Origin of the sequence: Streptomyces sp. V1I1 (assembly GCF_030817355.1) — a bacterium.
In the GTDB taxonomy this organism is placed as follows: Bacteria; Actinomycetota; Actinomycetes; order Streptomycetales; family Streptomycetaceae; genus Streptomyces.
In genome coordinates, this window is record NZ_JAUSZH010000001.1 from 953,930 (window position 1) to 973,322 (window position 19,393).

General features: G+C 68.7%; 15 protein-coding genes and 1 tRNA gene. 11 read left to right on the plus strand and 5 right to left on the minus strand.

The genetic code is table 11. From position 1 onward, the window contains the following. Window positions 1-35: 35 nt before the first annotated feature. A complete protein-coding gene (locus QFZ67_RS04730) occupies window positions 36-818 on the minus strand; it encodes a VOC family protein (protein ID WP_307659824.1) in 783 nt (260 codons plus the stop codon). A 530-nt stretch (window positions 819-1,348) separates the two neighbouring features. On the opposite strand from QFZ67_RS04730, the gene QFZ67_RS04735 reads away from it, so the two are divergent. The 3 genes from QFZ67_RS04735 to QFZ67_RS04745 all read left to right on the plus strand — a co-directional run bounded on the left by QFZ67_RS04735 (window position 1,349) and on the right by QFZ67_RS04745 (window position 6,994). Next, the gene (locus QFZ67_RS04735; RefSeq protein ID WP_307659825.1) at window positions 1,349-3,145 is read left to right on the plus strand and encodes a S8 family serine peptidase; all 1,797 of its coding nucleotides are present in this window, start codon (window positions 1,349-1,351) and stop codon (window positions 3,143-3,145) included. Window positions 3,146-3,338: 193 nt separating this feature from the next. Next, complete coding sequence (locus QFZ67_RS04740; protein ID WP_307659826.1) at window positions 3,339-6,272, plus strand: LuxR family transcriptional regulator; 2,934 nt, start codon at window positions 3,339-3,341, stop codon at window positions 6,270-6,272. After that, window positions 6,269-6,994: a DUF427 domain-containing protein gene (locus QFZ67_RS04745; RefSeq protein ID WP_307665725.1), complete on the plus strand. Its 726-nt coding sequence runs from the start codon at window positions 6,269-6,271 to the stop codon at window positions 6,992-6,994. Before QFZ67_RS04740 ends, QFZ67_RS04745 begins: the two co-directional genes overlap by 4 nt. Window positions 6,995-7,075: 81 nt before the next feature. Here the strand turns inward: QFZ67_RS04745 and QFZ67_RS04750 are convergent. The 4 genes from QFZ67_RS04750 to QFZ67_RS04765 form a co-directional block, all read right to left on the minus strand. Continuing rightward, window positions 7,076-7,137, minus strand: a tRNA-OTHER gene (locus tag QFZ67_RS04750). A 140-nt stretch (window positions 7,138-7,277) separates the two neighbouring features. Further along, window positions 7,278-9,512 carry a hypothetical protein gene (locus QFZ67_RS04755; protein ID WP_307659827.1) on the minus strand — a complete coding sequence of 745 codons (2,235 nt, stop codon included), beginning with the start codon at window positions 9,510-9,512 and terminating at the stop codon, window positions 7,278-7,280. 912 nt (window positions 9,513-10,424) lie between these two features. Beyond that, complete coding sequence (locus QFZ67_RS04760; RefSeq protein WP_307659828.1) at window positions 10,425-11,597, minus strand: class I tRNA ligase family protein; 1,173 nt, start codon at window positions 11,595-11,597, stop codon at window positions 10,425-10,427. 219 nt (window positions 11,598-11,816) lie between these two features. After that, window positions 11,817-12,545, minus strand: a complete 729-nt coding sequence (locus tag QFZ67_RS04765) for a PIG-L deacetylase family protein (protein WP_307659829.1) — start codon at window positions 12,543-12,545, stop codon at window positions 11,817-11,819. A gap of 132 nt (window positions 12,546-12,677) precedes the next feature. Here QFZ67_RS04765 and QFZ67_RS04770 point away from each other — a divergent pair, with 132 nt between their 5' ends. From QFZ67_RS04770 to QFZ67_RS04805, 8 genes are all read left to right on the plus strand, one after another. Beyond that, window positions 12,678-13,901, plus strand: coding sequence for a PLP-dependent aspartate aminotransferase family protein (locus tag QFZ67_RS04770; RefSeq protein ID WP_307659830.1), 1,224 nt, complete (start codon window positions 12,678-12,680; stop codon window positions 13,899-13,901). 31 nt (window positions 13,902-13,932) lie between these two features. After that, a complete protein-coding gene (locus tag QFZ67_RS04775; RefSeq protein WP_307659831.1) occupies window positions 13,933-14,388 on the plus strand; it encodes a MaoC family dehydratase in 456 nt (151 codons plus the stop codon). Window positions 14,389-14,414: 26 nt separating this feature from the next. Continuing rightward, complete coding sequence (locus tag QFZ67_RS04780) at window positions 14,415-15,239, plus strand: SAM-dependent methyltransferase (RefSeq protein WP_307659832.1); 825 nt, start codon at window positions 14,415-14,417, stop codon at window positions 15,237-15,239. Window positions 15,240-15,660: 421 nt separating this feature from the next. After that, the gene (locus QFZ67_RS04785; protein WP_307659833.1) at window positions 15,661-16,716 is read left to right on the plus strand and encodes a methyltransferase domain-containing protein; all 1,056 of its coding nucleotides are present in this window, start codon (window positions 15,661-15,663) and stop codon (window positions 16,714-16,716) included. Window positions 16,717-16,880: 164 nt separating this feature from the next. Continuing rightward, on the plus strand, window positions 16,881-17,813 hold the full coding sequence (locus QFZ67_RS04790) for a diiron oxygenase (RefSeq protein WP_307659834.1): 933 nt from the start codon (window positions 16,881-16,883) through the stop codon (window positions 17,811-17,813). Continuing rightward, a complete protein-coding gene (locus QFZ67_RS04795) occupies window positions 17,810-18,664 on the plus strand; it encodes an aminoacyl--tRNA ligase-related protein (RefSeq protein WP_307659835.1) in 855 nt (284 codons plus the stop codon). Before QFZ67_RS04790 ends, QFZ67_RS04795 begins: the two co-directional genes overlap by 4 nt. Beyond that, window positions 18,651-19,178: a holo-ACP synthase gene (gene acpS / locus QFZ67_RS04800; RefSeq protein ID WP_307659836.1), complete on the plus strand. Its 528-nt coding sequence runs from the start codon at window positions 18,651-18,653 to the stop codon at window positions 19,176-19,178. The genes QFZ67_RS04795 and acpS overlap by 14 nt, the downstream gene beginning before the upstream one ends. Further along, on the plus strand, window positions 19,120-19,359 hold the full coding sequence (locus QFZ67_RS04805; protein ID WP_307659837.1) for an acyl carrier protein: 240 nt from the start codon (window positions 19,120-19,122) through the stop codon (window positions 19,357-19,359). The genes acpS and QFZ67_RS04805 overlap by 59 nt, the downstream gene beginning before the upstream one ends. Window positions 19,360-19,393 lie beyond the last annotated feature (34 nt).

The window sequence follows — 19,393 nt, forward strand, 5'->3', positions numbered from 1 at the left end:
GCCGGACCGGCCCGTCAGCGGGCGCGGTCGGCCAGTCAGCGGGCGCTGTGCACAATGGCCAGGGGCGCGCCGAAGGGATCCAGGAACATCGCAATGCGGCCCACGCCCTCCGCGTCCATCGGTGGGATGAGCGTGGTGGCACCGCGCTCGGCGGCCTTGGCGAAGGTGGCGTCCACGTCGGCCACTTCGAAGTACGGATGCCACTCCGAGCGGGAACCCGCGTCCAGGTTCTCCTGCGGGAGCTGCATGATGCCGCCGTGCATGGCGTCCTGGCCTCCGCCCGCCGGGGAGACGACGGTGTAGTCGACGCCGGCGAACGGCATGTCCTGGAAGTCCCACGAGAACACGGCGCGGTAGAAGTCCTTCGCGGCGGCCGCGTCCGTGGTGTACAGCTCGACCCAGCTCAGCGTATTCACATCGGTGACCGCGCCCAGGCCCTTGGTGTCGCCGGGCTGCCAGACGGCGAATTCGGCACCGGTCGGGTCGGTGTACGCCGCCATCCGGCCTTCGGTGAAGACGTCCATCGGCTGGAGGCGGACCGTGCCGCCGGCCTGCTCGACGGCCTTGGTGGTGGCGTCGGCGTCGGCGGTCAGGAAGTACGGCGTCCACGCGGAGGTCGCGCCCTCCTCGGTGAGCGGCCCGATCGCGCCGACGGTCTTCCCCTCCAGCTGGAAGAAGCCGTACCCCCCGGCCTCCGGTCCCATGGTCCGCAACTCCCAGCCGAACAGGTCTCCGTAGAAGGCTGCGGCCTCGTCCAGATCGGGGCTTCCCAGGTCGAGCCAGTTCGGCGCGCCCGGGACGTATGTGGTGGTCAGCATCGCAATTCTCCTCCCGCGAGTGCGCGCGGTGGATGACGGATGTGGTCAGGCGCCTTCAGCATGCCAGCCCCCACTGACATCCGCCGTTCCGCGCGCCGCGACACCCTGCCGCACACGAGAGCGCACCAACTACGCCCGTTTCAACCCAATTGGCCCGACGGTCCGCCAGTTCCCCGGCCCCGCGCCGCCACCCGCTGCTCGCGCACCCCGGCCCCTACCGGGAGCCCGCACGGGGGTGACAAGGGTTTTCCCCGTATCGGGTTCATCTCGGCGTTCCCTACTGTCTGCCGCACCGGCGGATCCCATCCTCTGACTCTTTAATGTCAGGTGCATGTAAATCATGGGTTCTGTCGGTGACGGCCCTTGACCAGGGGCCGTCGCGCCGGCGGCGGCGCACGGGCGACCCAACCCAGGGAACCGCGGATCGCACCCCCACAGCGAACCGCGGTTCCCGCGCCGCCGCCCGCGCTCCGCACCGTCAGTGGAAAGGGAACACCTTGAACGGTTCCAGACGGAGACTCATATCCGTCGTGGCCGCCAGCGCCACGATCGCCGCAGTCGCCGCCACGTCTTCCGTGGCACTCGCCGCCACCCCGCAGAATCCCTCGCCGAAGCCCGCTCCGGCTTCGCAGTCGATGACCGCACTCCCGACCGCGCCGGTCGAGAAGGTCATCGTCACCTACAAGTCCAAGGCTGCCGAGGCCAGTTCCAACAAGGCCGCCGCCGGCGACGCGACGGCCAAGGGCGCCGAGACCGGCGAGAGCCTGTCGTTCGAACGCCGGCTCGCCGGTGGCGCCGCCCTGGTCGACCTGGGCGGCGACGCGTCCAAGAAGGACCTCACCGAGGTCATGGACGCCTTCCGGGCCGACCCCTCCGTCGCGTCCGTGGAGCCCGACATCCGCGCCTACGCGATGGCGGTCACCCCGAACGACACCGAGTACGCCAAGCAGTGGGACCTGTTCGAGGCCACCGGCGGCATGAACGTGCCCGGCGCCTGGGACAAGACCACCGGCAGCGGCGTCACCGTCGCCGTCATCGACACCGGCTACGCCGCCCACACGGACCTGGCCGCGGGCGTCGTATCCGGCTACGACTTCATCTCCACCTCCGCGGACGCCCGCGACGGCAACGGCCGTGACAGCGAAGCCAAGGACGAGGGCGACTGGAACGCCACCGACGGCGAGTGCGGCACCGGTTCCAAGGCGAGCAACTCCTCCTGGCACGGCACGCATGTCGCGGGCACCATCGCCGCAACGGCCGGCAACAGCAAGGGCGTTGCGGGCATCGCGTACAACGCGAAGATCCAGCCGGTCCGGGTGCTCGGCAAGTGCGGCGGCTCGTCGGCCGACATCGCCGACGCCATCACCTGGGCGTCCGGCGGCACCGTCCCGGGCATCCCCGCGAACCCGAACCCGGCCAAGGTCATCAACATGAGCCTCGGCGGCGCCAGTTCCACCTGCCCGAGCGTCTACCAGAACGCCATCAACGGCGCGGTGTCGCGCGGCACCACCGTCGTCGTCGCGGCCGGCAACAGCAACGCGAACGCCTCCGGCTTCACGCCCGCCAACTGCGCGGGCATCATCAACGTGGCGTCCACCAGCCGTGAGGGCAACCGTTCGTTCTACTCGAACTTCGGCAGCATCGTCGACGTCGCCGCGCCCGGCGGTGAGACCCGCCGCGCCACCGACACGCCCGGCACCATCACCACCCCCGAGAACGGCATCCTCTCCACACTGAACTCCGGTGCCACGACCCAGTCGACGGAGAACTACAAGCCCTACCAGGGCACTTCGATGGCCGCCCCGCACATCGCCGGGCTCGCCGCGCTGCTCAAGTCGGCCAAGAGCACTCTGACCCCGGCCGAGATCGAGGCCGCGATCAAGAGCAACGCCAGGCCGCTGCCGGGCACCTGCACCGGCGGCTGCGGCGCCGGCATCGCCGATGCCACGAAGACCGTGAACGCCGTCACCGGCACCCCCGGCGGCACGACGTTCAGCAACGCGACGGACGTGACGATCTCGGACCTCTCGACCGTGACCTCCTCGATCGCTGTCACCGGCCGCACCGGCAACGCCCCCGCCGCCCTCAAGGTCGACGTGGACATCAAGCACACCTGGCGCGGCGACCTGGTCATCGATCTGATCGCCCCGGACGGGACGGTGCGCAACCTCAAGGCCTCCTCCGGCTCGGACAGCGCGGACAACGTCCTCGCGACGTACACCGTGGACGCGTCCAGCGAGGTCGCCACTGGCACCTGGAAGCTCCAGGTCCGCGATGTGGCATCGGGTGACACCGGCTACATCGACAACTGGAGCCTCACCTTCTAATAGCACCCCGCACAACTGCGTAATCGCTGGTCAGGGGCGCGTCCGCGGCATACTGCCGAGGGCGCGCCCTGCCGCCTGTCCGGCCTCGTGCGTCCGCATGCCGGACTCAAGGCCTGGACTGCGGCGGCCGGATTCGTATGCTCTGCTCCCAGGGCAGGGGGCCCGGACGTGTCCGGAAGGGGGTGGTGGGCACGTGACAACGGCGGCGTACCGCCCCGCGACGGTCGGGCGAGGGGATCTCCTCGCGCGGCTGGAAAGCGTCCTGCACACCCGTGGGCGCGCCCTGCTCACCGGCCCTGCCGGGGTCGGCAAGACGGAGGTCGCGCTGGCCGTCGCCGCGCGCGCCGAGTCCCGCGGCGAGAGGGTGCTCTGGCTCGCCACGCTCCCCACCGACCGGGACATACCCGGCGCTGCCGCCGCGGCCCTCGTCGCGTCCGTGTCGGCGAGCGTGTCCTGGCCCGTGCCGGGGGGCCACGGTGGCCCGGGAACTCCCGCCGGTCCGGGCGGTGGCGGAGCTCAGGGCGGGTTCGACATTCTCGAAGGGCTGCCCGGTCCGCAGCGGACCTCCGTCGCCATGCTGTGCCGCGAGGCGCCGATCCCCGAGGACGGCTGGGACCCGATCGCGCTGCGGCTGGCCCTCGCCCAGATCCTGCGGACCCTCGCCGCGCGCGGACCCGTCCTGCTCGTCGTCGACGGCGTCCAGCGCATCGACGCCGACAGCGCCGACCTGCTGCGTTTCGCTCTGCATCTGGCCCCCTCCGCGCTGCGGGCCGTTGCCGTCGAGACCCCGGCGGCGTACGGCCCCGACACACCCCGTACCGGCAAGCCCCAGCGGGACGCGGCCGGACCCGAGCCGCTGTGGGTGCCGTCCGAGGCCGATGTCCTGTTCGTGCCGCCGCTGCACGCCGACGAGATCGCCGAACTCCTCATCCACCACCGGCTGCCGTCCCGGATGGCCGGCCGCATCCACAAGGCGAGCGGCGGCAATCCGCGGCTCGCGCTCGCCGTCGGCCGGTCCCTCGCCGACGCGCGGACGCCCGTGCATCATGCCGAGGCGCTGTCCCTCTCCGGGCGCGCCCGCGATCTCGCCCGCCAGCTGCTCGGCGCCGCGTCCCCCGCCGTCCGCGGCACGCTCCTGCTGGCCGCGCTGGCGCTGCGCCCGACGGCGTCGCTGATCCGCCGCGCGGGCCGCCGCACCGCCGAGGCCGACCTCACCGCCGCCGAGCGGGCGAATCTGATCTCCCTCACGGGCGACGGGACGGTCGCGTTCACCGCAGGTGTGCTGCCCTCCACGCTGGTGCACGACGCCTGCTGGACGGAGCGCAGCGACGGTCACGCGGCGCTCGCCCGGGTCGTGGACGATCCCGTCGAGGCCGTACGTCACCGGGCGCTGGCCACGGACGTTCCCGACGAGCTGCTGGCCGCGGAGGTCGCCGTGGCCGCCGACACCGCGCGACGCCGCGGCAACAGCGCGCTGGCCGCCGAACTCGCCCTGCTCGCCGCCGAGTCCACGCCCATGCAGCACAGCGCGCAGCGCCTCACCCGGCTCGTCGACGCCGCCGAGGAAGCCGCCCGCGCCGCCCGCGCGGACCTGGCGATGCGCGCCGCGACCGATCTCCTCGCCCGCGACGCCGCACCGGCCGACCGGGTCCGAGCGCGGCTCGCGGTGCTGGACACGGCAGGGCAGGGACTGAGCGACCTCGACGAGATCTACGTACACGCGATGGAGGACTCGGAGGGCGACACGGCGCTGCGGGCAGCCGTCCAGCTCCGGCTGGCGGTGAAGTACGTGCTGGCCGACGGCGATCCCGCACGGTCCCGGGCCGCCGCCGTCGAATCCGCCACGCTCGCCGGCTCGGTGGGCGACCGGAAGACGGCGGCCAGGGCGCTGACCGTACAGGCGCGCATGGACCGGGTCCTCGGCTCGCCGGACGCGGAGCGGATCCTCGCCGAGGCGCGGGCACTCGAAGTGTTCGAGCGCCCGCTCGGCATCCGTAACGCGGCCCAGATACTGACGATCCGCCATGCCCTGTTCGACGACCGGCTCACCGACGCCCGCGACCAGTTGAACGCACTGCTGCCGCTGGTCGAGCGGCGAGGCCCGGTCGAGGACGCCATCGAGCTGTTCCGTACGCTCGCGGAGGTCGAGGCCAGGCAGGGGCAGTGCGCGGCGGCGCTCTCACACGCCGGACGGTCGCTCGCCCTCACGCTGGAGGCCGGCCTCTCGCCAGGGCCCGCCTGGTACGCGCTGGCTCTCGCCGAGACCGCGGGCGGCAGCTTCGCACGCGCCGCGAGCTACGCCCGGCGCAGCACCCAGGCATCCGAGGAGGAGGGCGACCATGTCTTCCTCTCCCGCAGTCTCTACGCACTCGGCCGGGTCCAGCTCGTCGCCGGGGATGTGGCCAACGCCCTGGACACCCTGCGCCGGGTGCAGGCCGGCGAACGCGCCCAGTCGACTGTCGACCCGTCCATGCTGCGCTGGCACGAGGAACTGGCCGAGGCGCTGCTGGCGAACGACGCCCCGGAGGAGGCCGCGGCCCTGCTCGCCGATGTGCGGCCGGTCGCCGAACGCCTCGGCCGCGCCACGGTGCTGCTCGGCTGCGACCGGGCGTACGCGCTGTATCTGGCGGCGAACGGGAAGCTCGAGGAGGCGACGCGGCTGCTGACAGAGACGGCCGAGCGCTTCGCCGCGGCCGGTCTGCCGCTGGATCGCGGCCGGACGCTGATCGCACTCGCCCGGGTCGAGCGCCGCCGCCGCCGACGGTCGGCCGCGCAGAACGCGCTGCAGGCCGCGGCCGCGGTCTTCGATCGGGCGGGGGCTTCCCCGTGGCTGGCTCTGGCGACGGAGACGCCGTCCCGCACGACCGAACCCGCCCCGGACCGCGGCGGCGCCCCGTCCTCCCTCACGGACGCGGAGCTGCGCCTTGCGCTGCTGGTCCGCCAGGGGGCCAGCAACCAGGAGGCTGCGGCGAAGCTGTATCTCAGTGTGAAGACGGTCGAGGCCCGCCTCACCCGCATCTACCAGAAGCTGGATGTCCGTTCGCGCGCCCAGTTGGCGACCGCGCTGAACGCGTGGCCCGGCCACCGGCCGACGGCGCAGACGACGGACAGCCCGACGGCGAGCTGACCGCCCGGCCCCGGAGGATCATTGATCTCGTCGACAGCCGCCGCCCGATCCTGGTCTGGGAGCCCGGCCGCCCAGTGCCGCTCTACGCCTTCCCCGAGCAGGACGTCCGCACGGATCTGCTGCGGAAGGCCGCGGAACCCGCGAGCGGACGTCACGCGGGATCGACGGTCTTCTACGACCTGGAGATCGACGGCGAGGCGACCAGGAACGCGGCGTGGTCCTACCCCGGCGACGAGCTCGCCGGGTACATCTCCTTCGAGTGGTTCGGGCGGGACGTCCTCGACCACTGGTACGAGGAGGAGGCGGAGATCTTCGTGCACCCGCGTGACCCGCACAAGCGAGTCGACGCCATCCCCAGCAGCCGGCACGTCCAGGTCGAGATCAACGGCACGGTCGTCGCCGACACCCGCGCACCGGTGCTCCTCTTCGAGACGCAGCTGCCGACCCGCTACTACATCCCTCGCGAGGACATCCGGTTCGGCCTGCTGACCGCCACCGGTCTGCGCACCCAGTGCCCGTACAAGGGCACGGCGACGGAGTACTGGTCCTGGGCGGGCCCCGGCGACGCCCCGGCGAACGTGGCCTGGAGCTACCCCGATCCGCTCCCCGCCGTACGCGAGATCAAGGGCCTGATCGCCTTCTACAACGAAGCGGTCGACATCATCGTCGACGGCGAGCGGCGGGAGCGCCCGGTCTCCCCCTTCAGCGGGCTGTTCGCGTGAGAGCGGCACGGCCAACTGGTCCCGGGAAACCGGAGAGGCCGTATCGGATGGCTCCGATACGGCCTCGACCTGCGTAAACGCTGGTCGGGACGACAGGATTTGAACCTGCGACCCCTTGACCCCCAGGAGTGAGGGTCGTCCCGTTTGTCTATACATACGATCAGAAATCAGGGGGAACAGCGTGCGGTGCTGTGCGTACCGTTAAGGCGCGCGGGCAACGTGCGGTCCCCAACTGGTCCCCATGGGCAGGTCGTGGCGCGCGCATTCGTGGTCCGCTGCCGAGTCAAGAAGCCGGCTCACCAGTGCTCGTCACGGCGTGGGACCTTTCGGCCTTGCGCCTGAGCTCTCGGATGGCACCAAGCCATTGCCAGGAATCGCTGCTGCACCACTCTTCCTCATCAGCCGGCTCCCAGGCCGCAAGTTCCTCCAGGTGTGCGCTCAACGTAGAGGTATCGATGTCGGGCGTTCCGCTTCTGCCGTCGAGCCGCCGCCTGATGTCGTGCAAGCGGTGAGCCGCACGGTAGTAGGACAGCTGAGAGCCGGTGAGCCTGCGTATGGCGTAGCCACCACACTTGCTGCACCAGTCGAAGTCGGTGCGAGCCATGAGGTCGGCGACGGTGATGAGGTCATCGCTGGCCACAACCGCGCGTTCGTGGGCATGCCGGCACAGCGGCGAGTGGCCCTTGCCCTCGATCCGAGGGTCGGCGTTGGTGGTGTAGAGCTGGACTCCGGCGAGGAGACCCAGCGGAAGGCCGCTGCCGCTTCGCCACCGGTCGCTACCGGGCTGCAGGAAAGGCACGAGGTCGAGGTGATCCTCCGTGAGTAGGCCGTGCCATACCGCAACCGGCAGCCCACCGGATCGGCCAGCGTCCAGGCTCCGCAGATCGTACGCACCGCGCGCCAGGGCAAGCAGGCGCACGTTCATATCCCGATCTTCGGTGCCATACGTATGTTGGAGAGTCCGGCGTCCGCCTTCGGCAAGACCCAGATCTTCACCGAACTGCCGATCTTGGGCACTCTGGCCGGGACCGGGCCGTTGAGCATCGCGTGCCCCGGGCTCTGAACTGCTTCCTGGCTCCTCTGAGCAGATCAGGCTTCCAGGCAGGTCGGACGCTCCTGCGATGAGGACGCCTAGCCACCCCTTGGCCAGCCTCCTTTCGATAGTGGCGAGCGGCAGGACTTCCGCTCCCCCGCTCGCCGAGAAGATCAGGTACAGCTGGTCGGCACCGGGCGAGAGGGTGCGCAGCGCACGGATGTGATCGAGGGTGACAGGGCGTCGGTCGAAGACCGGGGTGTCGTCGAAGACGCCTGGCCGAACGACGCCCGGCTGAGTTACCGGACCACCGTCGCCCTCGGGCCGATGCGCCGCCTCACCAGCTGGGCTACAAGGAAGATCGCTGGTCGGGCCGAGCAGCCGTTCGGCGACGAGCCCGGGAACTTCGAGCATCAGGACACGGTTCCCCCAGTCGGCACGGACGGTCCACGTGACCAGAACGCCGAGCGTCCACGCATCCAGTCCGTCCAGGAAGTCCCAGACATCGTGACGTGCTGTCTCTTCGAAGGCTTCTGGCACGTGTGCCGTCAGTCGGCGCGTCGGAGCCCGGTGCGCCGACGCTACTGCCGCCCGGGCTTGTCCCTCCCACGACTCGATGAGGTGCGCGGCCTTGGCTCGGGCCGCGTCGTAGCTCTTCCGGTTGCTGCGGATGTCTCGCACGATCTCGTACGAGAGGTAGGAGCGTGCCCCTGGCCCTTCCCAGAGGCGTCCGGCCGCGCTCTGCCACCGCCGCCACAGGTCCACAAGCGCCGTGGATACCCGACTGCTGCCGAGCACCGCGAAGGCCGAGTCGGCACGCGGAAGCTCGGGCATAGAAAGGGTTGTTGCGGCAGCAGCTACGAGAAGCTCCTCCAGGTCCACAAACCGCGCCGCCTGGGCTCGCAGCGTCTCCAGATACCGCATCTTGGCTGTCAGCGAAGGCTTCGCCCACTCCACCAGCCAGGGGAAGTGCGTGAGGACGGCCTGTATCTGGTTCAGGCTGCGTCCCGCGCCACGCCAGTGGGTGAAGATCAGGTCCCGCAGACGCTCGGCGTCCTCACGTGCTTCCTCCAGCGAAGTGTCACCTTCCACGTCCTCGTCGTCATCCCCGGCAATATCCCGTTCAGCACGAAGAAGCGCGGCAGCGTCCCGTGCCTCGTCGTCGGTCCAGCATTCGTCCTCATCCGGCTCCGTGTAGGACTGCAGCTGGTACAAGAGGCCCATCCCGCCGAGTGCTCGCAGGAACATGCCCAGCCCGGTAGTCGACCGACCCCAGGCACCCCATGCAGCACATCGCGAGCACAACCGACTCAGCGCCTCTGTTTCCAGCGGCACATCGACAGTTCTCACGTCGGACGTGCGCAGTTGTCCGCACCGCTTGGAAGCATGCAGATTCGCAGCCGTGCCCTTGGCCGAATGCACCGTGATCAACGAGCCCGCATACGGCCCGAGCGGAACGTCAGCCATCGACAGCTTGTCTCCCACAAGTCCCCCCACCTTTCCTCCTCGAAGACTAGAACCCAGCAACGCCGCACTCCTTCCAGAAACCAGAACGTCCGCCAAACCATCGAAGGGTGCCGCTTCATCAATCGCATGCTCTTCGTCTCTACCGACGCCGTTAGAGCGATGGCTGTACCGGGCATTGGTCCCCAGACCTGGTCCCCAGACCGCCATCGCACCATCCCCTGCCGACAAGCCTCATCGCACGCACAGCACGTACTCGCACCGCATGAACGCGACGCTGCTCAACGGCGAAGCACCAAGATGCACCTGCCATAAACAAGAGGACCGCGAGATCCATCGCCGAACGCAGACAATGATGAGGAGAACCGCTGGTTTGGCCAACCGGCGATCCCGTGTTATAAGCGCCAGCTACGACCCCACGGGTCCGCTGCTGGCACCGCCGATCGACACTAGGGCTCAGGTGCTGCCCATCGGCGAACTGGAATGGCCCGACGCCGAGCGCCTAGGAACAGAACCTGTAGCGCGGCGCGGATACCGCAGCAGATCAGCCACAGGCTCGGTGAAGATGCGGCGACATCCGGTAGGTAGCGGGTAGTGCCCTGCAGCTCGTGGCCGAAGAAGCGGGCGCGGGGCACATCCACCCCCGCGGCGAACGCCCGTCGTCCCCGACACCGGCGGAGTTCGCGGCCATCCTTCGACATACCCGGGCGGGGTATAGTCGAAGGATGATGTCACTCACCAAGGAAGTCAACGGAAGCATGTCCGGCCGCACTTGTGCAGCTCTCTGTGGACGCGGCTCAACGGAAGTGGAGCTCCTGCGGAACGTGTTGGGGCTGTGCCTGAAACTACGCATCACGCTTTCCGGCCACTGCCCCGGTCGCAGCAGGTGAGCGTGGCCGCCGACGAGAGGCCGCACTCACCCTGCTGGTGATGTCATTCGGCCACGTCGACCCCCAGCAGATCAAGCGCCTCGGCGAGGCCGGCCGCCGCGTCTGCGGAGCTGCCGCCGACGAGCAGCGTCTGGGTCAATTCCATGAGTACGCGGACTGCTTCAGGGGCGTCGAGATCATTGTCCAGGGCTGCCCGGATGCGCGCCAGGAAAGGGCGGGGGTCCGCGCCGTTGGACTGTTTCAGTGCGTGCTTGATCCTTTCCAGCAGACCGCCGGCGCCCTGCAGAGCATCATCGCGCCACTCACCACCCGTCCGGTAGTGATAGGCCATGAGGGCGATCCTGACCGCTGCCGGGTCAGCGCGTTCGACGAGATCGCGCAAGAAGACCAAGTTGCCGATTGACTTGGACATTTTCTCGCCACCCAGCAGCATGGGCGCAGTGTGCATCCAGTGCCGTACGGACGGTCCTTCATCAAGCCCTGCGCTCTGCGCGTTTTCGCATTCGTGGTGCGGGAAGATGAGGTCGGCACCGCCACCGTGGATATCGATGTTCGGCCCGAGATGGGCGAACGACATCGCAGTGCACTCAATATGCCATCCCGGCCTGCCGTAGCCCACCACGGTGTCCCATGCCGCGGGATCGGATTTGTCGGCGATCGACCGCCAGAGCAGGAAGTCGAGCGGGTTGCGCTTGCCGACACGTTCCGGATCGCCGCCGCGCCGCTTTGCGAACTCGGTCATCACGTGTCGGCTGTAGCCGCTGACCAGGCCGAACTCCGGTACGCGGGCGGTGTCGAAGTAGATGTCGCCTTCCATCTCGTACCCATACCCCCTGTTCATCAACTCCTCGACCATTCCGGCAATCAGGTCGATGTGCTCGCTGCATCGAGGTTCCGCATCAGGAGCCTGGACATTGATGGCGCGCATCATGCGCTGGAATGCGGTGGTCTCGCTCTCGGCGAGATCCAAGTAGTGCATATCGAGCTCACGAGCTTTCACATAGATCGGCTCGTCGACGTCGGTGATGTTGCGGACCATCCGCACAGCGACACCTGTGTCCTGGAGCCGCCGCTGGAGAAGGTCATACGTGAGGAAGGTGAACGCATGGCCGAGGTGCGCCGAGTCGTACGGTGTGATTCCACAGACGTACACGAGAGCCTTGTTGCTGAACTCGAAGTTTGTATACGCCTTCGTGGCCGTGTTGAAGAGCCTCATGAGACGCCTTTCGTGACGAGGCGGACCTGATGACCAGCAGAGCGAGTGCCGCATCCTGTGCCAGCGCGCTCGGCTGCTCGAGCCGGGCACCGGCTGCAGCCCTTGTCTTCTTACCCTACGGGGGTATGGTAGTGCCGCGTCAGGCGGACCGATGAGCGAGGAGAGGACGGATGACCACGTGCGCCCGCGGCTACCTTGTCCACCCGCCCATACGTGCAGTTAGGCGGTGGTGACCACGTGGAAGGCTTCGGCCAGGCCCGGTCGGCCCGCCTCATCAGCCTGTCGGGCCAAGCGCTCACGCACCGTACCCTCCAGGTCTTCCGCATGGGCGGTCTGCGAGACGTGTGCGCGAAGCGCCTGCATCTTCAGCTGAAATTGTCCGGTGACGTCCACGTAGTGGTTCGGCCGCGGAGCGCCCACCATCCATATCTCCTCGACCGTCCAGGGCGCCAGCCCTTCGTTCCGCAGCAGCTGCGGGTGGGCGAAGGCGTTGCGGGCGTCGGGATAGACCGCCCGAAGAGTCGCCTCTCCGGTGGCACGGTGGTCCGGATGGAAGTCCGGCAGCCAAGGCCAGTTGATCTCCGGGCTGTGCATCACCACGCGGCGCGGCCGTATCTGCCGGATGGCCCGGCTGAGATCGCACCGCAGTCCCGTGGTGACCTCCACCGAGCCATCCACGTAGCCGAGGAAGCGCACATCGTCGACGCCAACCACCTTGGCCGCGGCCAACTGCTCCTCGCGGCGCAGGACAGGCACCTCCGCGCGTTCCCTGTCCGGGTCGAACCCACCCGCGTCGCCGTTGGTGACGATGCAGTACACCACGCGCATCCCACCCGCCGTCCAGCGCGCGATGGTTCCGGAGGCCAAGAAGTCCACGTCGTCCGGGTGCGCGGCCACCACCAGCGCACACTCCACCTGTGCGTCCTTGAGTACGGACGTCTTGCGCATGTCTCCTCCTCGACTCAGGTCTTCACCCGCGAATTTGACGACCATTCACCTCAGAAGACGGTGGTTTCTTGCGATATGGCAAAGTATCAGCATATGAGTTGTTCTGTTCCGCCACGTACGGAAAATGGATCCATGAGGCCCACGCGCATCAAGACCCGGGAGGAGACCATGGGCGACCAGGACTTACCGCACCCGGAGACACGGGCGGTGCACATCGCCGCTCCGCCGCTCCAGGGGTGCCGCCCGCTGAGCGTGCCGATCTACCAGAGTTCCACGTTCGCCTTCGACGACCCCGATGCCTTCGCCGAGGCGATGAGCCGCCCCGACGGGGCATTCGTCTACAGCCGACGCGGCAACCCCACGGTGCGTGCTCTGGAAGGCGCCATAGCCGACCTCGAAGGCGGGCGGGCCGCGTTGGCAACGGCCTCCGGGATGGGGGCGATCAGCGCCGTCCTGCTGTCGCTGCTGAGCACCGGCGACCATGTCATCGCCCAACGCTGCCTATACGGCGGCACGTACTCCCTGCTGTCTGAGCTGAGCACGCGCTTCGGCATCGACGTAACGTACGTCTCAGGTACCGACGCCGAGGAGGTGCGGGCCCATGTCCGTCCCACCACGCGGCTGCTGTACCTGGAGACGATCGCCAACCCCACCACCCGGCTCGCCGATCTGCCGGCTCTGCTGGGCGCTGGGCGCGATGCGGGCCTGGTCACCGTGGTGGACAATTCCTTCGCCTCGCCACTGCTCTGCCGCCCGATCGAACACGGGGCGGACGTGGTCGTCCACTCCAGCACCAAGTTCTTGGCCGGCCACTCCGACGTCACCGGCGGCGTCGCCGTCTTCGCCACCGAGGACACGTACCGGGCCTGCTGGAAGAACGCCGTCGAACTGGGCGCCACCGCGGACCCGTTCGCGGCCTGGCTCACCATCCGCGGCCTGCAGACCCTGGGTCTGCGCATGCGGCGCCACTGCGACAACGCGGCCCACCTCGCCCGCAATCTGGCCGTACATCCCGCCGTCAAGGCCGTTCATTGGCCGGGACACCCCGACCATCCCGACCACGGCCTGGCCCGCCGCCTGCTGGACGGCTTCGGCGGCGTGCTCGCCTTCGACCTGGCGGGGGGCCGCGGGGCTGGGCGAACCTTCCTTTCGGCCGTTCGTCTTGCCTGCCTGGCGCCCTCGCTCGGCGGCGTCGAGACGCTGGTCCTGCATCCCGCCAGCACCTCCCACCGGGAGCTCGACACTGCCGCCCTGCAGGCCGCAGACATCGGCGAGGGCACCGTCCGGGTCTCGGTGGGATTGGAACACCCGGATGACCTGTGGCACGACTTCGAGCAGGCGCTATCCCGTATCTGAGCCGCCGGCCTCAACCACGGAAAGGCAGCACATGCGCTACTTCGAGGACTTCCAACGCGGCGACGTCCACGACCTGGGACAGGTAACCCTCACCGCCGAGGAGATCATCGAGTTCGGCAAACAGTACGACCCCCAGCCGTTCCACACTGACGCAGTCACCGCCAAGGACTCCCCGTTCGGCGGGCTGATCGCCAGCGGCTGGCTCACCGCCGCGCTGTTCATGCGCCGCTACGTCGACGGGTTGCTGAACGACAGCGCCTGCGCCGGCTCCCCCGGAGTCGACGAGATCCGCTATCACCAGCCCGTCCGTCCCGGCGACACTCTCACCGCCAGGCTCACTGTGGAGGGGACCCGTCCCTCCTTCGGCCACTCCGACCGGGGCATCGTCCAGCCTCGGTGCGAACTCCTCAACACCGACGGGCAGCCGGTCTTCAGCATGATCCTTCACAGCATCTTTCTGCGCCGACCCGCCGTGTCCTGCTCCTGACCTCCACCAACCGAAAGGACCCCGACGTGGAAGCCGTCTCCTGCACCGCTCAGTGGACTGCCGCGGCCCGTGCCTTGGAAAGCGACCGCGACGACCGCCTCTTCGACGATCCCTATGCCCGCGTCCTGGCAGGCGAGACAGGTTTCCGCCTCCTGGAGCGCTACACCGGCGCCGGCACCGTGCCCTTCCTGGCGATACGCACCAAGTACCTCGACGAGGCGGCCTTGAAGTCCGTTGCCAAGCACTCCGCTCGCCAAGTGGCCTTCGTCGCCGCCGGCATGGACACCCGCGCCTGGCGGCTGGCCTGGCCCGACGGCACTGTTGTGTACGAGCTCGACCGGCCCGCCCTGCTGGAGGCCAAGCGGCAGATACTCGACGGCCGGCCGGTCCCGGCCGGCCGCGAGCGCCGCCCCGTGGGAGTCGACCTCGCCGGGGACTGGACCACCACCTTGACCGGAGCGGGCTTCAACCCCGCCGAGCCCACCGTGTGGGTCATGGAGGGACTGTTGTTCTTCCTTCCCGAACCCGCCGTCCGAGACCTCCTGGCGGGCCTGCGCACGCTGTCCGGCCCCGGCAGCCTCCTCGTCGGAGATATGGCCAGCCGAGCCTCGCTCGCCAATCCCCTGGCTCGCGAGTTCCTCTCCGCCCTTCGCGAGGACGGAGCTCCCTGGCAGTTCGGCAGCGACGAGCCCGAGGAGTTCCTGAGCTCCTGCGGCTGGCACGCGCGCGAGGTGCATCAACCCGGTGAGGAAGGCGCCTCGTTCGGCCGCTGGCCCTACCCCGTGGCACCGCGCGCGATGCGTCACGTTCCGCGTTCCTTCCTCTTCACCGCCGAGCCCCTCTCGGAGTAGCACCCGGCGCACGAGGCGGCAACCGCAGGGCGGTCAGGCAGCCTTAACCGTCTGTTGGAGAGCTGGTTACGGCCCGGACAACCGCTGGCCATAACTTGGGCGAGGAGTGACCATTTCGCAAAGAGGCATACCCTACCCCGGTATTGTAGCGATAGAATGACAATGACAACGTGTGCTAGTTACCACTCCTGAAGCACACCCCCGCCGGGTATGGGCACCAGGCCCGAACCGGCTCGCGTCTCCGAGCGGGGCGATCCCCCGCAACGGCGCTTTACCAGCCACAGGCTGACTGCGGAACGGCCCTTCCCTGGCGCCGTCCCTGGACACCGTCCTCCCTCTACGCCCCCGCGCGCAGTCCGGCGCGTCCGATGCCGTTTGGCGTCGTGCGACGGACCCCCGCAACCCAAAGGAGAACAGGACCGTGACTACCAGCTCATCGCAGGACTTTCAGCAACGCATCATCGGCGACGCCGCGACGGCGGTGCGCGCCCTGACCGTCGCTCTGGGAGAGCGTCTGGGGCTGTACGCAGCACTGGCCGACTCTCCGTCCCTGACCGCCGCCGAACTGGCCGAACAGGCCGGCATCCAGGAGATGTACGCGCGCGAGTGGCTCCACGCCCAGGTCAGCGGCGGCTACGTGGAGACGGACCCGTCAGGTACCCATTTCCGGCTGCCCGAAGAACACGTACCAGTCCTGGCCGGCAGCGACTCCGACGTCTTCACCGCTCCGTTCTTCTCCGCCCTCAAGGCCCTGTACGGCACCGAGGACAGCCTGGTCGACGCCTACCGCAACGGCGGCGGTGTCGGCTGGGACGAACACGACGGCGCGCTCGATGATTCCCTGGGCCGCTTCTTCCTGACCGGATACCGCGCCCACCTGGTGGACCAGTGGATCCCGTCCCTGGAGGAGGTTCCCGCCAGGCTAGCGGCCGGAGGCCGGGTGGCGGACGTCGGCTGCGGACCGGGCCACTCGACGTTCCTGATGGCCGAGGCCTTTCCCCACTCTCGCTTCGTGGGCTTCGACTACTCCTCTGAGGCTATCGCGCAGGCCCGCCGTATCGCGGCCGGTCGCCAACTGCCCGAGGACCGCGTGCACTTCACCACTTCCGCGGGAAACGCCTTCACCGGCGGCCCGTACGACTTGATCACCTCGTTCAACTGCGTCCACGACATCGGCGATCCCGACGCGGTCGCCCGGCACGTCCGTTCGCAACTGGCTGACGACGGGGCCTGGATGATCGTCGAGCCCAACGCCGATCCCGACGTGCACAAGAACACCCACCCAGCAGGTCGCCTGTTCATGGCGCTGTCCGCCGTGATGTGCCTTCCAGCCGCGGCGGCCCAGAAGGGCCCGCGCGCCCTGGGAAATCACTCCGGCGAGGAGACTCTGCGCGGGATCGCCCTTGATGCGGGCTTCACCCGCTGGCGGCGGGCCGATGCCACGCCCGTCAGTGCGGTCTACGAAGCGCGTCCCTGACGCCGTGTCCCTCGCAGCCTTCCGGATCGCCGAGACCTGATTTCGCGTCACGTACGCGGCACCGCCCATGACCGTCAGCCACCCGCCGACGCTCGACCACACCCGCGGGCGCGATCCGTCCTGCCTGCGGACCACACCCCACACAACCGTGTCCAGGAGGACCTGTGACCACTGTTGACCAGGCCGTTCCCGACCGCTTCGTCGAGATCCTCGACAGGCTCGGCCGCAAGTCGGTTGAGGACTACTACAACCCGTACCGGATGTTCCACTGGGCGGACAGCCTGCCCGAGGACGCCTACTGGATGACCCCGGAACTGATTTCCGCCTACGACACCGACGTGGCGGATGAGATCGGCGAAGAAGGGATGAAGCGCCTCTCGCGATGGGAGAGCGTGAACTTCTACAGCCTCAATGTGCACGGCATACGCGAACTGCTCATCGAGGTCGTCAAGCGCATCCACATGCCCGGCTTCCAGGTGCCCTCGGAGTTCTTCCACCACTTCATCGGCGAGGAGAACGAACACATGTGGTTCTTCGCCGAATTCTGTCGCCGCTACGGCGACGGCAAGATCTACTCCACTCCCTCGCTGAAGACGGAGGCGGGCGACGACCCCGAAGTGGAGAACTTCCTGGTCTTCGCCCGCATCCTGCTTTTCGAGGAGATCGTCGACCACTACAACTCGCGGATGGCGGAGGACGCTTGCCTGCACGAGACCATCCGGCAGGTCAACCGCATCCACCACCACGACGAGTCACGGCACATCGCCTTCGGCCGGGAGCTCGTCGCGCTGCTGTACGGGCGGTTCAGCGACCGCCTCGACGAGGACCGGCTGCGCGGACTGGAGAGCTACCTGAAGCGCTACATCGTCTTCAGCCTGCAGTCCCTGTACAACCCGCACGTCTATCGGGACGTCGGCCTGGCCAACCCTCTGAACGTGCGCAGCCGCATCCTGGCCGACCCGCGGCGCCGCGCGGTGGAGCGGAAGGTCATCCGCAAGCCCCTGGCCTTCTTCGTCAAATCCGGGATCTTCGCCGACACCGAGCTCCCCGGTGCAGGCCCCGCCCTGTCCTCGACCACCGGAAGGAATGAGCGATGACCCCCCTCACCGCGTCCCGGATCTCACCCGCCGCGACCGGCGGCGTCGCAGCCCTCGGGCCTGACGCCACCGCGCTGTTACGACTGCTCGACCAGGGCTTCGAGTCCTGGGGAACCCAGGCCGGCGCCCTTCCGATGATCACGCCGCCGCTGCTGCCGGTGGCCCGCCTGGCCGAGCTCGACTACTACCAGAACTTCCCCCACCAGGCAGTCGTCGCCGCACCGCTGAGGCTCGTCGACGCGAAGGACTCCTACGCACCGTCCGACGGGGTCTTCGCCCCCAACGAGTTGGAGCCCGCTCGGCTGGCCCTGCCGTCCGCCGCGTGCTACGGCGTCTATCTGCACCTGGCCGACCAAGAGCTCGCCGCTCCGCAGCGCATCACCGTACTGGGCCGATGTTTCCGCCGCGAGGAGCACTACGAAGATCTGCGCCGTCTGCTGGGCTTCCACATGCGCGAGATCGTGGCGATCGGCACCCAGGAGTACGCCGAGGAGCATCTGCGGCATTTCACCGCCCGCATCGAGGCTTTCGCGGACCGCATGGGCCTGCCGCTGCGCAGGGAGGCGGCCACCGACCCGTTCTACGACCGCGGCGGCCCGCGCGCCCTCCTGCAGCAGATCTCTCCGGTCAAGCACGAGTTCCTGCATGAGGACCTGGCCATCGCCTCGGTCAACACGCACCGCAACTTCTTCGGCGAGCGCTGCGCCATCACGCTCGCCGGCACCGGGCAACCGGTCTTCACCAGTTGCGTCGCCTTCGGCCTCGAACGCTGGCTGGCCGTCCTGACCCGCCACTTCGGCGGATGGGCGCAGGCAACCGACGCCGTGGAGCGGGCCCTTGAGTCCTGCTGAGCTTCCGCCCCAGCCATCGGCTGTCGGCCTGGGCGAAGTCGGCGTCGACATCGTGCTCACCCAGCGCGTCAGGACGATGCTGACGGATCACGGCGAACGCATCCTCACCCGCATGCTCACCCCCGCGGAGCTCGAGGACTGCTGCAAGGAAGGCCGTCTGGACCTTCTGTCCGTCGCCGGCCGGCTCGCAGCCAAAGAAGCCGCGTTCAAGACGCTGGCCGTCCCCGGCTCCGCACTGCCCTGGCTGGGGATGGAAGTACGCCGCGCCGCCGGCGGCCGTCCCACTCTCCATCTCAGCGGCGCCGCCCGGAACCTGGCCGCGCAGGCCGGGGTCAGCGATGTCCGGATCAGCATCAGCCACGACGGCGACTACGCCGTGGCCGTCGCGGCGGCGGCCCGCACGCCCGAACCCACCAGCCTCACCGCACCCTCCGCCCCGAAAGGAAAGGCAGACCATGGACACCCCCCTGAAGCAGCTCAAGGACTGGATCCTCAAGCGGCACCCCGAGCGTGACGAGATCCCCGCGGACCTCGATCTAATAGAGAACCGGCTCATCGACTCCTTGTCGTTCGTCGAATTCGTCTTCCTCCTCGAACAGGTCAGCGGCCGCAGCATCGACATGGACACCATCAACGTCGACGACTTCCGCTGTCTGGGAACCATCGAGGAACGTTTTCTCACCCCCATCGGCTGATCCACCGCCCGGGTCACGACCGGGACGCAAACCT

What these genes read in the sequence shown, in the direction of transcription:
- QFZ67_RS04805 (WP_307659837.1), top strand. Translation starts at nt 19,120, where the DNA reads ATGGACACCCCCCTGAAGCAGCTCAAGGACTGGATCCTCAAGCGGCAC.
- QFZ67_RS04765 (WP_307659829.1), bottom strand. Translation starts at nt 12,545, where the DNA reads ATGCGCAAGACGTCCGTACTCAAGGACGCACAGGTGGAGTGTGCGCTG.
- QFZ67_RS04775 (WP_307659831.1), top strand. Translation starts at nt 13,933, where the DNA reads ATGCGCTACTTCGAGGACTTCCAACGCGGCGACGTCCACGACCTGGGA.
- QFZ67_RS04770 (WP_307659830.1), top strand. Translation starts at nt 12,678, where the DNA reads ATGAGGCCCACGCGCATCAAGACCCGGGAGGAGACCATGGGCGACCAG.
- QFZ67_RS04795 (WP_307659835.1), top strand. Translation starts at nt 17,810, where the DNA reads ATGACCCCCCTCACCGCGTCCCGGATCTCACCCGCCGCGACCGGCGGC.
- QFZ67_RS04760 (WP_307659828.1), bottom strand. Translation starts at nt 11,597, where the DNA reads ATGAGGCTCTTCAACACGGCCACGAAGGCGTATACAAACTTCGAGTTC.
- QFZ67_RS04730 (WP_307659824.1), bottom strand. Translation starts at nt 818, where the DNA reads ATGCTGACCACCACATACGTCCCGGGCGCGCCGAACTGGCTCGACCTG.